We start from the raw sequence: 11,800 nt of genomic DNA, 5'->3' as shown, positions 1-11,800 counted from the left end.
GCAAGCGGAGCCGGAAGACCCCGGAGGCGAGGAACCATCAGTCCCCAAAGACCCCGTGACGGATCCTGCGACGGAGCCATCGTCCGGCCAGCAGGATGAAGCAGGGGACGGGCAGGCTCCGGAGGAAACACCGACGGGGAACCAGCCCCCAGACCCGGGGGGCAGCTGGCAGGCTGCCAAGGGCAACATGACCCGTTTCACGGGTGGGGGCGGCAGGACGTCGCTGAAGCGGGCCGCGTCGAACTACGTCGGGGCCAAGGGTGGGGCGAGGAACGCGGCCAGGGCCGCGGCGAGCGGCCGGGCGGGGACGGCGCGGCTGGGAGGTTTCCTGGCCGACGTCCTGCGGCGTGGCATCGACCGGGCCGCTCGCGAGCTCGGCCTCACCGGCGTCGTCGGACGGGCGGTCGACGAGGTTTTCGCGGCGATCGCCAATGCGATCGCGCCCGACGGGGCCACGCTCGAGTCCGCGGCAGCCCGCGCAGCGATCGACGAAGCCCTGGCTCATCTCTACGAGCGATACGTCACCCCCGAGGGAGACGCCGGCACGCTCGATTCGATGGACGCCGACGCGGTGAGAGACTCTATCCGGATTTCCATCGAGTCGTACGTGTATACGAGGTGGTTGGAGGAGCTCAGCCAGAGGATCGAGGTGAGGGCCGTGAGCGCCGCCGAAGCCCTCCGCCTGGAGCGCGAGGTGAAGGACTATGTACGGGAGACCGTCCGGCTCGACCTGGGCTCGGTGGACGTGCTCAGGATCGACTGGGCAGGTTCCGAGGGGAGGGGCATCATCGACCGGCTGTACCGCGAGGCATACGATCTGCTGGAGGCGTCCGAATGAGGCATCATGTCGTCTGTCTCGTCGGCGACGGCGATCGCTACAGGGCCGAGGCGGCCGGCGGGGAAGCCCGGATCGAGCTCGGCCTCGGAATCTCCAGGCCGGATATCTCGGTTCGCAACGATGTAATGCCGAAGCTCCTCAAGGCGGGGCTCTACCCCGACGACGCGACCCTCGACCTCCTCAACCTGGCGATCGCAGCCTATTCGGCGGATTTTCGCGTCAGGCGCCAAACCGCGTACGATCGGTGGACCCGGGACATCATCCTGCACCTGCCGGTCGTCGACGTCGGACTCTGGCGGGAGTCGACCGACACGCTCGTCAAGATGCTCGGGTTCCTGACCGGAGACCACTGGGAGGTGGTCTTCCGCGGCAGGGAGCCAATAGGACCTCCCCAGGGCTTCCGGTCGCGGCGCATGCAGCCCGGCCAGGCCGCCCAGGTCTGCCTCTTCTCGGGCGGGCTCGATTCGTTCGTGGGCGCCCTCGATCTGCTTGAGGCGGGCGGCAGGCCGACCCTCGTCGGGCACTACGGGTCCGGGGGCGCCACGAGTTCGGCCCAGAAGGAAGTCTGGTCGGTGCTGGATCGGTCCCACGAGGGCAGGTACGACCGCTTCGGGTTCTACCTGCTGCCCCCATACGAGTCGGAGACGGACCGGGAGCTGACGAGCCGCGCCCGCTCGATCCTCTTCCTCGCCCTCGGCGTCCTCGTCGCGTCCTGTCGGGCTGAGGAATCCGCCTTGTTCGTACCGGAGAACGGGCTGATCTCCCTGAACGTCCCGCTGACTCCGTCGCGCATGGGGAGCCTCAGCACTCGCACGACACACCCGTATTTCCTGGGGCTGCTCGCCAAGCTGCTCCGGCACCTGGGGATTCGTGTCTCGCTCGAAACCCCGTATCGGTTCCAGACCAAGGGGGAGATGCTGGGGCACGCGAAGAATCGGACCCTGGTCGCAGAGGGGGCCAGGAAGACGGTCTCCTGCTCGCACCCGGACGTGGGCCGATTCCACCGGAAGTCCCCCGGGCAGCACTGCGGGTACTGCGTGCCGTGCATCATCCGCAGGGCCTCGATGAGGGAGGCCGGCCTGGATCGACCGGAAGACTACCTCGTCGACGTGATCGCTGACCCGCCGGACGTGGCGAGCGACACCGGGCACGACCTGCGGGCATTCCAGATGGCGGTGGAGCGGGTCTCGACGAGCGGCCGGGCTCGGCTCCTGTTCGACGTCATCGATACCGGCCCGGTCCCGCCGGGGGAGATCGCGGGATTGGTCGATGTCTACCGGCGTGGCATGGAGGAGGTCCGGCGATTCCTGCGGGGCGGATCATGATCATGGGTGCGACGCGAGGCGACGTATCCGCTGGGTTGATCGATACGCATTGCCACGTCGATCTGTATCCCGATCCGGCGGCGGTGGCGGGGCTGTCGGAGAGGCTCGGGGTCCGCACGATCGCGGTGACGAACTCGCCCTTCGTCTTCGACCATACGAGGGCCCTGGCCGAACGGGCCCGGTACCTGTATCCGGCCGTCGGGCTCCATCCCCAGCTGGTCGCCTCCCGGTCCCACGAGGTCGGGCGCCTCGTCGCCCTGCTCGACTCGACCCGGTTCGTCGGAGAGGTCGGCCTCGACTACACGTCGATCGATCCTGAAGACCATCGGCTCCAGAGGAAGGTCTTCGCGAGGATCCTGGGCGCGTGCGCGGAGCATGGGGACAAGGTGATTACGGTCCACTCCCGCCGGGCCGCCCCGGACGTCATCGATGCGGTCGGTGGCTCGTTTCCCGGGAAGGTCATCCTGCATTGGTATAGCGGGACGGTGAAGGATCTCGATCGCGCCCTGAAAAATGGTGCTTACATCTCGGTGAACACGGCGATGATCTCGTCGAAGAAGAGCCTGGCCCTGGTGTCGAGGGTGCCGGCCGATCGCATCCTCACCGAGACGGACGGCCCCTTCATCACGGTGGGACAAAAGCCCGCCGTGCCCTCGGACGTGAACCTTGTCGTCGAACGGCTCGCGGAGATGTGGCGGGTGGATGCGGAAGAGGCGAGTCACGTGATACGGTCGAACTTCGACGAGGTCATTGCCGGCGATGGGTGATGGGCGCTTGCGCCGCAGGGGCTAGCGGAGGTCCGCGAATGGCACTCCGAGCTCGAATGCCCGCGGCCATTCGAGCCTCCCGTCCATCGGGTCGGACCCATCAGCAGCAGAGCTGGAACCCGGAGCGGATCCGGTCGAGCGCGTCGGCCTCCCACGGGGCGGCCGGCATCGAGAGGCGGGCCAGGCCTCCGTCGTAGGTCGTCAGGGCGATCCCCCGGCGCTGGAAGGCGGCCCGGATCCGTCCGGGAGGGGCGGAGCGGACTTCGGGGCCCTCCGCCTGTGCAAGCAGGATACCGGACCGGAGTGATGGGGCAGGGGAGAGGGGTCGCCAGCCGGTCCCGGCCATCGCCGCTGCGAGTGCCCGGGCGTTGGCGACGCGGGCCTCGAGCCGCAGGCGACCCTCATCCCGGTCGCCATGCTCGGTGACCGCGGCCGCGCACGAGAACAGGCCTGCCAGCCCGACCGTCTCGCCGAACGATTCGAGGGCCTCGCCCTGGAGCTGCCGGGTGAAGAGCAGGAGCGGGTCGTCGAGTTCGCCGGTCGCCACCATCTGATCATAGGTCGTCCGGAGGAATCCTTGGGAGCGTCGCCTGGGCCAGAGGGCGAGACCCGTGGGGTTCCCGGCCCCGAGCCACTTGTGGCAGCCCGCCAGGTAGATGTCGCAGGAGCCGAGGTCGGGGGGCGTGTGGGCGATCGCCTGGGCCCCGTCGAGCACGACCAGCCGGGGCGGCTCCCGGTGCGAGAGGATCTCGACGAGCCCTCTGGCCGGCAGTCGGAAGCCCTCGAAACTCACGTCGCTCAGGAAGAGCCCATCGCAGCCGCGCCTTCGGTAGTGCTCGGCGAGCATCCGGGCCAAGTCCTCGGCGGAGAGGCCATCCTGCAGGATCGCCTGACGGACGGGCACGCGGATCGCTTCTCTTCCGAGCCGCTGCAGCCCCGAGAGCAGGATCGCGACGTAGCCGGGCCATTCCAGGTCGGTGTAGAGGACGCGTCCGCATCGCAGGGCGATCGCCCGGGCGGTGAGCCGCATCAGCTGGGCCGAGCGCTGGGCGGTGAGGACCTGCGCCCCCGGGGGGGCGGCCACCAGGTCGCAGAGGGACCGCTCGAACGCTTCGAGCCCTCTCCAGTCGGCGAGCCCCGGATAGCGGACGCGCACCTCGTCGGACCGATCCTCGGCCCCGCGGCGGAGGAATCGTTCCGCGGCCGCCGATGCGCCCTCGTCCCCACAGAACCGGGCGAAGTCGCGGCAAGCTCCCTGGACCCTCGGACCCATCAGGCCGAGCCGTGCGGTGTCGAGGTACAACTGCGTGGGCATGGGCCGCCCCCGGGACAGCGCGAGGCCGGATCGAAACCTACTGATCAGATCCTATTGGCCGGCCTGGTCCCGGTCAAGGAGGTCCGAGTAGGAGGTGGCGTAGAGCGCGATGCGGGCCCAGCGGTCGCGGGCCAGCTTGAGGCTCGGCCGGTCGAAGCAGAGGATGAAGCGCATGGTCCGGGACTGCTCGTCGAGCTCCTGGACCCCGATCGCCCGGTCGTCGTAGATCCCGAAGTCCGTCAGGAGGTCGGGCTCGGACGCGAGCTCGCTCTCCCGCACCACCGAGACCCAGATGCCCTGGTTGTGCTGCTCCTCGAGCCAGGGCCGGATGTCGGGGGAGGGCAGGGGGTCGAGTTTGGTCCAGAGGTGGTCGCGGAGGATCACGATGCGCTCGATCCGCATGCCGCGCCGGGCCAGTTCGAAGTTGAGCCGCATGCTCTGGCGGCCGGGCGGGTCCTGCCAGTAGTCGCGGGTCTTGACCCAGGCGACCGACCGGTAGGAGTCCAGGCCGGGGCTTTCCAGGAGCTGCTCATAGACGGTGCGCCAGGTCTCGGTGCTGGCGAAGACCACCGTGCCGCGGGCCATAGACTGGACCTGCTCGGTGATCGAGGCGAGCTTCAGCAGCGCGAACTGGCGGAGCACGGGGTCTGCCTGCCTGGCCAGCTCGGCCAGGGCCTCGGCGAAGGCGGAGTACTGGTCGAAGAGGTCGTGCTCGGGGGCCAGCGCCAGCGGGATGCGGAGCTTCTCCAGCAGCTCGGCGCGGCGCCGCTCGCGGACGTCCTCCTGCTCGACGTAGGCGACGAAGAGCCCGGCGAGGACGCTCACGCAGGCGCCGAGGACGGCGATCTGGGCCGGGAGGGGCGCGAAAGTGCTGACCAGCGCCATCGTGAGCGAGCCGACCAAGGCGATGCCCACGAACTTGAAGCTGAGGATGACGGAGCGGGTGCGGGGCTCGTGGCGGGGTTGCGGCATGCTGCGGAAGGTACAGCAGGGGAGGCGGCCGGGCAATAAACGATCGATGTGCGGGGTCGGATCGCGGTGCTCTCCGACACCACCGCCTTGCTTCTATGCATGGTGTGAAGAATTCGGTGGGGAGGCCGGATGACGCGGCAATCCTTTTGGAGGGAACCTTCGAAAGAGGGTGCGCCCCGAGCGTCCCTGCTCGGAGCGATCGTCTCAGAACGGCGCGTCGCTCTGGATCTGACCGAAGATCCAGGTGTGCGCGAGGTCCGCGACCTTCGCGACCAGCGGCAGGTCGTCCCGATTGAACGAGGTGGACTGGCGCCACTGGTCGGTGGCGTCGTCCTTGTAGAGACGACGGAAGGCGACGCTGTAGCGCGTGCCGAGCTGCGTCTCGTTCTCCCAGACGACAGCCTTGATCCGCCCGAGGCGGAACTCCTGCACGGGCCGCCTCGGCTCCTCGGGGGGAGGCGTGTCGGCGGGCAGGGGCTCCGGTCCCTGGGGCTGGGTGGCGTTCTTGCGTACCATCGTTGATGCTCCTCGGTGCTTCATTCGATCGCCTGCATGCTCAACACCTCGGGACAGCCGGGTGAGCGCGCCGCCATGAAATGGCAGGCCGCCCTGCTGCAACGTCCTGGACTGCTCGTTCGAGCGATGGGCTCCACGGGTGGATCGGACGAGAAAGGGGCCGCCCGGGCGATCGCATCAGCGACCATCCGGGCGGCCCCCTCACGCCTCACGCGCGAGCCCCGAAAACCTTCGGCATCATCGGCCTCTCGGCAGTTCGTATACAACCGCCGAGAAGCGAGGTAAACCCAGCAACGGCGAGTAGATGAATTGGGGTTGAAGAGACGAACCACGGAGATACCGGTGACGATCCCCAAAATGACCGATAAGGGGCGACGCTGCCCGTCCGGGGCCCGATCACTCCCGCACGCCTACGCTTGCCTCGCTCTTCGACCGCCGGTCGACCGCGTACCACTGCGGGACCTTGCCGAACTGCCCGCGAGTCGCCTCGGACTCGAAGTAATAAGCCCTCCCCCGGAAGCCGTAGATGAACGCGGTCGGCTTGTCCATCGTCACGCCGGTGATCGGGTCCTTCGCCTTCGTGAACCGCTCGGGGTCGGCGGCGATGCGGCCGCTGTACATCTGGCAGTAGCCGAAGTAGGTCTTGCCGTCGTGCTGGATCGGGATGCCCGTCTGAGCCATCACCGTGTCCTGCTGATCATGTCGCGGCCGGGATTGGTCGCTGAGCGGAGCGTGACGGGTGGGCCCGAGCGGGTGAAGGATCCCGTCTGTGGCATGGATGTGGACCCCGAGCGGGTCGCGGGGGAGAGTGAGTACGAGGGCAGGACCTATTACTTCTGCTCTCCTGGCTGCAAGCGACGATTCGACGAGGACCCGCGCCGCTACGTCGGCCAGGAACCGGGGCAGCAAGGGTGAGCCCATTGACACCGGCAGCTCCGAGGTGCTTCCCCTCGATTTCTCGACGATCATTCCCTCGCCGTATGTCGGGGCTGGAGATGCGGCGCGGGTTCGAGGACATCGAATTCGACTGGGGGAAGCTCACGGGACCGGAGATCGACCGGCCGCGGGCGAGGTGTGAGGTCGAGAGGGCGGGGGGCCGGGACAGGGACTCCCGCGGCCGACACTCAAACATGTGCGGCTGAAAGATCTCCAGGACACGGGTCGACCGCTCACCCTCTACGGCGAGGCGGTTTGGGGGAGCCGGGTCCGCGACGGCGAGCATGCCAGGCTCGAAAACGCAACGGGATGATGAGGATGCGGCCGCGGAGCGCATCCGGGCCTACCGGACACGGGATCCTCGGGTGAGGAGCAGCGCGTGAAGGCGGGACTCGGTCAGTGCCTTTTGATTTTTTCTGATATGGCGATCCCGACGCTCCCGTTCCGAGGCCATCCTGGCGGGGGGACAAGGTGGCGGAGGGCTCTCCTCAGCCGGCGTGCAGATGGTGTTCGCAGGCGCGGTGGTCATGCCCCTCATCGATCGAGGGCGGGAGTGGACAGCGGCCGTCGTGCGGCCCGGATGTGAGGAGTTGCCCCGCGAATCGGCCCGGCCCGCGGAGCAGCCCGGAGACCAGGCCCATCGCCTCGAATCGCTCGTGGCAGCGCGGGCACTGGTCGACGTGCGCGCGCACTTGCCGGGCCAGCGCCGGTTCGAGGGAGCCCTGGGCGTAGAGCTGGGCCAGCTCCAGGACACGCGAGCAGCGGATCCCGGCGAACTGGTACTCGCGGGGCCCCGTGAGGCGGCCGTGGACCGCCCAGGCCGCGATGCCGGCGACCAGCACCATCGCGACGCTCGCCCGCAGGGCCGTCCGCTGGCGTCTCCGCCCGCGTAGCCGCGCCGCGAGGCGTGCGAACTCGCCCTCGGGGCATTCCGTCCAGGTCTCGCCAGCACCGCGGTTCATGCGGCCATCTCCCCGAAGATCCTTCCGCGATGTCTGCCTCGCCGTCGTAAAACATCCGCCGCATTCATCCGGCAACCTCCCTGCAATGAGTATTCCTCGTTCACACAGCGATTTCTGTTAGCCATCGTACACATGTCGCGTTCACGACGTCCCCGGCGAATGCAGGCCATCAGAGGCTCGTTTCTTCGGTCAGGCCCTCGCGGTCGAGGACCGTGATGCACTTGCGTCGGACGCGGATCAGCCCGTCGAGCTGCATCTGGCCCAGGACGATCGTCACCGTCTCCCGCGTGGCTCCGATGAGGCTCGCCAGGTCCTGGTGGGACAGCCGCAGGCCGATCTCCCAGCCCTGGCCGTTGCGCTGGCCGTGCGATTCGAGGAGTTCGAGCAACACGCCCGCGACGCGCTGGCGGTTGTTGCGGAAGAGCAGGTTCCGCAGCCGGTTCTCGATCTGCTTGCGGCGCAGTCCCAGCAGCTTCGTGATCTGCAGCGCCAGGTCGGGACGCTGCTCGATGAGCCAAACCAGGTCCTCGCGGGCCAGCGCGAGGACCGCCGTCGCCTCGGCCGCCTCGGCGAACTCGTCCCGCGGCCCGTCGGAGACCAGCGCCAGCTCGCCGAAGATCTCGCCTTCTTCGATGAACGCCAGGATGTACTCCTTGCCGTCGGGGGTGATGCCCTTGATCTTGACCCTCCCGCGGGCCACGACCAGCACGCTCTTGCTCTCGTCGTCCGGGAAGTAGATCAGCTCACCCTTGCGAAAGGAGCGGATCGCGGCGCGGCGGTCGAGCTGAGCGGCCTGCTCCGGCGTCAGCCGTTCGAACAGGTCGCAGCGCTTGAGGTACCAGAGCTTCGAGTCATTCATGGCCGGGCGATCCGTGGCGTCGTCCGTGTGCTCCACGGCCGCCGTACCGTTCGCGGCGGCGACGTCCCAGCCATCTATCATAGGGAAGTCCTTGGGGAACAACAAGTTCCACCTCATGGGGACCATGCCCGAGGCCACACTCCGGCCCCGGCAATTATCCCGAACGCGGCCCGCGCCGACTGTGAGCCCTCGTACAGACGCTCGCCCGCCGGACGGGCGATAGTCGACTCCCGGGGTCCCAGCCGCGACCGGTCGCCCATTGAGTGGTTGCAGGGCATCGGCGGAATTGGGCCTCCGCCGGGTGAGCGACGGCGGGCCGAGGCGCCCGGGAGGGTCTTCTCCATTGGCAATGACCGATAACATCCGTGACCGTGGCCGCGAGCGGTATCGCGGGGCGAAGCTGGCCATCGCTCTGGCCCTGGTGGCCGTCGCGGCCGGTAAGTTCTATCTCGATCGCGACGAGTGGGCGACGGCCCTGGCCCGGCAGCCGCAGGTCCGGCCGTCGTCGCCCGACTTCGACCTGAGCCGCGCGACGATCCCGCGCGAGGAGATCCGTGCCGGGGGGCCGCCGAAGGATGGCATCCCCGCGCTGACCGATCCCGAGTTCATCGCGGCGGATCGGGCACAATACCTCCGACCCGATGATCGCGTCGCCGGCGTGGTGATCGGCGGCGACGCCCGCGCCTACCCGCTGCGGATCCTCACCTGGCACGAGGTCGTCAACGACACCATCCAGGGCGTGCCCGTGGTCGTGTCCTACTGCCCGCTGTGCGACTCGGTGGCCGCGTTCGACCGCCGGACGCCGGAGGGGGTCAAGGAGTTCGGGGTCTCCGGGCTCCTCTACAACAGCAACGTGCTGATGTACGACCGCGGCGGGCGGTCGGAAGGGCTCTGGTCGCAGCTGAAGGCCGAGGCCGTCTCCGGGCCCCAGGCCGGTCAGCCGCTCCGGGCCCTGCCGGTGGAGCTGACCACCTGGCGCGACTGGCGGGCGCGGCACCCCGACACGACCGTCCTGTCGGCTCGCACCGGCCACCCGCGCGACTACCGGGCCGACCCGTACCGCGGCTACCTCGACCGGCCCGGCCTGATGTTCCCCGCCCGGCCGACCAGCGATCTTCTGCCGGAGAAGGCCAAGGTCCTCGGCGTGTGGTCCGACGGCGCCGCCAAGGCGTACCCCCTCGCCGCGTTCGCCGACCGGCGCGAGCCGACGCTCGTGAAGGACGAGGTCGCGGGGCGGAAGCTCACCCTGCGCTACGATCCCCGGTCCGAGAGCCTGCGCGTGGTCGAGGCCGACGAGGGGCTCCGGTGGATGTACTCCCTCTGGTTCGCCTGGTATGCCTTCCATCCGGAGACGGAAATCGCCATGATCCGGTGAGCGAGGCCGCCGGATCTCCAGGTCAGCAACGGAAGTCCATCGATGTCCCGACTCGAACTCCTTGTGGATCAGATCGGCTCCGCGCGGCGATACAGCCTGAGCCTCCTCGACGACATCGCCGAGGGCGACTGGTTCCGCATGCCGAGCGGGGGCATCACCCACGTCGCCTGGCAGGTCGGCCACCTGGCCTTCGCGGAGTATCGTCTGGCCCTGGAGCGAATCCGGGGGGTCAGGCCGGACGATCCCCATCTGATCTCCGACGGGTTCCTCACGCAGTTCGGGCGTGGGTCGGTTCCTGATCCCGATCCGGCAACGTATCCTCGTCCCGGCGCGATCCGGGCGGTGCTGGATCGGGTCCATCGGCGAGCCCTCGAGGAATTGAATTGAGGGGCCTCCCCGACGAAGTACTCGACCAACCGCCCCTGACCCCGCTGCGCAACTGCACCACGAAATACGGGGTCCTGGCCTGGTGCAGCCAGCACGAGATGCGTCACGCCGGCCAGATCGGCCTGCTGAGGCGATTCTTGGGGCATGGCAAGTTCTACTGACTCCCGCTCGAAGTCCGGACAGCCGAAAGGAGCCATTCGATGAGTGTTGCCGCGCGAGTCCTGGGATGCTGTGTTGCGCTGTCCGTGGTCGGTCGGTTGGGCCCGGCGGGCCCCGTCGTGGCCCAGCCGATGGGCGGAGAGCCGGTCCGGGAGGCCGCCCGGTCCGCGGAGGAGTGGATCGCCCGCTTCCGCGCCGGCTGGGAGGCCACGCAGGAGCACATGCGGCCGCTCGACGATCGGGGCTGGAAGACGCGGATGCGGGTGCTCCAGGGCCTCGTACGCCTCGGGCCCGGTGCAGTCCCGGTGCTCGTCGCGGCGCTCGACGACAACGATCCGGAGGTGCGGGTCCTCGCGGCCCAGGCCCTGGCCTACCTGGCCGATCCGCGCGCGGACGCGGGGCTGGAGCGGACGCTCGCCGGGGACGAAGCGCCGGCAGCCCGGCTGTATGCTGCCGACGCCCTGGGGGCGATCGGCGGGCTGGAGCCGTCCCCGCTGCTGGAGCGGGTCGAGTCCGAAGACGCCAACCGCGACGTCCGGGCGCACGTCCGATTTGCCCTTGAGCGCGACGGCAAGCCGCTGGACGAAGCGATCCGGGACCGACTCCGATCGTTCGACTTGGAGCGGATGGACTCGGCCCGGGTCGGCGAGGCCGCGCCGGACTTCACGCTTACCGACGCACTCGGAAACACCTATCGCCTGAGCGACTTCCGGGGCGAGCGCGCCGTGGTGCTGGTGTTCATCTACGGCGACACCTGACCGGTCTGCCACGGACAAGTTGCGCAGTTGCGCAACCGGCTGGAGGACTTCGCCGCGGCGGGTGCGCAGGTCCTCGTCATCGATCCGCACGAGTCGTATCGGGTCCGGCACATGCTCAAGGAGGCCGGGTTCGACCCTGAGGATCTGCACGTACCGGTGCTCGCCGACCCGGCCAATGTTGTCAGTGCGACCTACGGCGTCGCCTTCCAGATGCAGATCCACACCGAGTGGTCGAACCGGCCGGCCGTGTTCCTCGTCGACCGCGACGGCATCCTCCGGTTCGGCCACCGGGCCAAGGCGTATGACGATCGACCAACGTCCGACGAGCTGATCCAGCAGGTGCAGCAAATCGAGCGGAGGTAGACCCTGGCCCGACGCCGTAATCGGCGGGGAGAGCTGATCCAGAGGTTTGTTCGTGCCGTTGGTTCCCCTTGACGTTCGAAGGGACTGAGCGATGAAACGACCTGATCGAGGTAGGCGGGGCAAGCATGCCGCGCGCCGGGCGGATCTCGAATCCCTGGAACCGCGGGCGCTGCTCTCGCACGGGACCAGGATCGGGCCACTGGGGGCCGCGCCGCCTGAGCACCTCGAATCGCCCGCCGTCGTCGCTCGGGACCTGCACCCTCGTCCT

Annotated in this window: 14 protein-coding genes; 8 read left to right on the top strand and 6 right to left on the bottom strand. The window is 68.7% G+C overall.

What is annotated here, in order from left to right; translation table 11 throughout:
• Positions 1 to 187 precede the first annotated feature (187 nt).
• The 3 genes from qatB to qatD are packed head-to-tail and all read left to right on the top strand — an operon-like array spanning position 188 to position 2,930.
• On the top strand, positions 188 to 838 hold the full coding sequence (qatB, locus tag TsocGM_RS09700; protein ID WP_126725108.1) for a Qat anti-phage system associated protein QatB: 651 nt from the start codon (positions 188 to 190) through the stop codon (positions 836 to 838).
• Positions 835 to 2,163, top strand: coding sequence for a Qat anti-phage system QueC-like protein QatC (qatC, locus tag TsocGM_RS09695; protein ID WP_126725107.1), 1,329 nt, complete (start codon positions 835 to 837; stop codon positions 2,161 to 2,163). The genes qatB and qatC overlap by 4 nt, the downstream gene beginning before the upstream one ends.
• 2 nt (positions 2,164 to 2,165) lie before the next feature.
• Positions 2,166 to 2,930 (top strand): Qat anti-phage system TatD family nuclease QatD, encoded by a 765-nt coding sequence (gene qatD / locus TsocGM_RS09690; RefSeq protein WP_158633462.1) that lies wholly within the window; start codon positions 2,166 to 2,168, stop codon positions 2,928 to 2,930.
• 100 nt (positions 2,931 to 3,030) lie between these two features.
• On the opposite strand, the gene TsocGM_RS09685 is transcribed toward qatD, so the two are convergent.
• From TsocGM_RS09685 to TsocGM_RS09670, 4 genes are all read right to left on the bottom strand, one after another.
• Positions 3,031 to 4,245, bottom strand: coding sequence for an aminotransferase class V-fold PLP-dependent enzyme (locus TsocGM_RS09685; RefSeq protein ID WP_126725105.1), 1,215 nt, complete (start codon positions 4,243 to 4,245; stop codon positions 3,031 to 3,033).
• A 51-nt stretch (positions 4,246 to 4,296) separates the two neighbouring features.
• Positions 4,297 to 5,253 carry a hypothetical protein gene (locus tag TsocGM_RS09680; protein WP_126725104.1) on the bottom strand — a complete coding sequence of 319 codons (957 nt, stop codon included), beginning with the start codon at positions 5,251 to 5,253 and terminating at the stop codon, positions 4,297 to 4,299.
• A 168-nt stretch (positions 5,254 to 5,421) separates the two neighbouring features.
• Positions 5,422 to 5,733 (bottom strand): hypothetical protein, encoded by a 312-nt coding sequence (locus TsocGM_RS09675; protein ID WP_199756745.1) that lies wholly within the window; start codon positions 5,731 to 5,733, stop codon positions 5,422 to 5,424.
• Positions 5,734 to 6,129: 396 nt separating this feature from the next.
• Positions 6,130 to 6,414, bottom strand: a complete 285-nt coding sequence (locus TsocGM_RS09670) for a hypothetical protein (protein ID WP_126725103.1) — start codon at positions 6,412 to 6,414, stop codon at positions 6,130 to 6,132.
• An 18-nt stretch (positions 6,415 to 6,432) separates the two neighbouring features.
• On the opposite strand from TsocGM_RS09670, the gene TsocGM_RS09665 reads away from it, so the two are divergent.
• Complete coding sequence (locus TsocGM_RS09665; RefSeq protein WP_126725102.1) at positions 6,433 to 6,648, top strand: YHS domain-containing protein; 216 nt, start codon at positions 6,433 to 6,435, stop codon at positions 6,646 to 6,648.
• Positions 6,649 to 7,157: 509 nt separating this feature from the next.
• On the opposite strand, the gene TsocGM_RS09660 is transcribed toward TsocGM_RS09665, so the two are convergent.
• Positions 7,158 to 7,631 carry an anti-sigma factor family protein gene (locus TsocGM_RS09660; RefSeq protein WP_126725101.1) on the bottom strand — a complete coding sequence of 158 codons (474 nt, stop codon included), beginning with the start codon at positions 7,629 to 7,631 and terminating at the stop codon, positions 7,158 to 7,160.
• 169 nt (positions 7,632 to 7,800) lie between these two features.
• Positions 7,801 to 8,490, bottom strand: a complete 690-nt coding sequence (locus TsocGM_RS25950; protein ID WP_158633461.1) for a Crp/Fnr family transcriptional regulator — start codon at positions 8,488 to 8,490, stop codon at positions 7,801 to 7,803.
• Positions 8,491 to 8,839: 349 nt separating this feature from the next.
• Between TsocGM_RS25950 and TsocGM_RS09650 the strand changes: the two genes are divergently transcribed.
• Genes TsocGM_RS09650 through TsocGM_RS26955 form a run of 4 tightly spaced genes read left to right on the top strand, consistent with a single transcriptional unit; the run spans position 8,840 to position 11,532 of the window.
• Positions 8,840 to 9,865, top strand: a complete 1,026-nt coding sequence (locus tag TsocGM_RS09650) for a DUF3179 domain-containing protein (protein WP_233578694.1) — start codon at positions 8,840 to 8,842, stop codon at positions 9,863 to 9,865.
• 42 nt (positions 9,866 to 9,907) lie between these two features.
• The gene (locus TsocGM_RS09645) at positions 9,908 to 10,252 is read left to right on the top strand and encodes a DinB family protein (RefSeq protein WP_126725098.1); all 345 of its coding nucleotides are present in this window, start codon (positions 9,908 to 9,910) and stop codon (positions 10,250 to 10,252) included.
• Positions 10,249 to 10,413: a DinB family protein gene (locus tag TsocGM_RS25665; protein WP_148114872.1), complete on the top strand. Its 165-nt coding sequence runs from the start codon at positions 10,249 to 10,251 to the stop codon at positions 10,411 to 10,413. The genes TsocGM_RS09645 and TsocGM_RS25665 overlap by 4 nt, the downstream gene beginning before the upstream one ends.
• 39 nt (positions 10,414 to 10,452) lie before the next feature.
• Positions 10,453 to 11,532, top strand: a complete 1,080-nt coding sequence (locus TsocGM_RS26955; RefSeq protein ID WP_315850371.1) for a redoxin domain-containing protein — start codon at positions 10,453 to 10,455, stop codon at positions 11,530 to 11,532.
• Positions 11,533 to 11,800: the final 268 nt, after the last annotated feature.

It is taken from the genome of Tautonia sociabilis (assembly GCF_003977685.1).
Taxonomy (GTDB): Bacteria; Planctomycetota; Planctomycetia; order Isosphaerales; family Isosphaeraceae; genus Tautonia; species Tautonia sociabilis.
The sequence above is the reverse complement of the archived record's forward strand: the minus strand, read 5'-3'. Positions and strand labels throughout refer to the sequence as shown.

What these genes read in the sequence shown, in the direction of transcription:
- qatB (WP_126725108.1), top strand. Translation starts at nt 188, where the DNA reads ATGACCCGTTTCACGGGTGGGGGCGGCAGGACGTCGCTGAAGCGGGCC.
- qatC (WP_126725107.1), top strand. Translation starts at nt 835, where the DNA reads ATGAGGCATCATGTCGTCTGTCTCGTCGGCGACGGCGATCGCTACAGG.
- qatD (WP_158633462.1), top strand. Translation starts at nt 2,166, where the DNA reads ATGGGTGCGACGCGAGGCGACGTATCCGCTGGGTTGATCGATACGCAT.
- TsocGM_RS09685 (WP_126725105.1), bottom strand. Translation starts at nt 4,245, where the DNA reads ATGCCCACGCAGTTGTACCTCGACACCGCACGGCTCGGCCTGATGGGT.
- TsocGM_RS09675 (WP_199756745.1), bottom strand. Translation starts at nt 5,733, where the DNA reads ATGGTACGCAAGAACGCCACCCAGCCCCAGGGACCGGAGCCCCTGCCC.
- TsocGM_RS09670 (WP_126725103.1), bottom strand. Translation starts at nt 6,414, where the DNA reads ATGGCTCAGACGGGCATCCCGATCCAGCACGACGGCAAGACCTACTTC.
- TsocGM_RS09665 (WP_126725102.1), top strand. Translation starts at nt 6,433, where the DNA reads ATGTCGCGGCCGGGATTGGTCGCTGAGCGGAGCGTGACGGGTGGGCCC.
- TsocGM_RS09660 (WP_126725101.1), bottom strand. Translation starts at nt 7,631, where the DNA reads ATGAACCGCGGTGCTGGCGAGACCTGGACGGAATGCCCCGAGGGCGAG.
- TsocGM_RS25950 (WP_158633461.1), bottom strand. Translation starts at nt 8,490, where the DNA reads ATGAATGACTCGAAGCTCTGGTACCTCAAGCGCTGCGACCTGTTCGAA.
- TsocGM_RS09650 (WP_233578694.1), top strand. Translation starts at nt 8,840, where the DNA reads ATGACCGATAACATCCGTGACCGTGGCCGCGAGCGGTATCGCGGGGCG.
- TsocGM_RS09645 (WP_126725098.1), top strand. Translation starts at nt 9,908, where the DNA reads ATGTCCCGACTCGAACTCCTTGTGGATCAGATCGGCTCCGCGCGGCGA.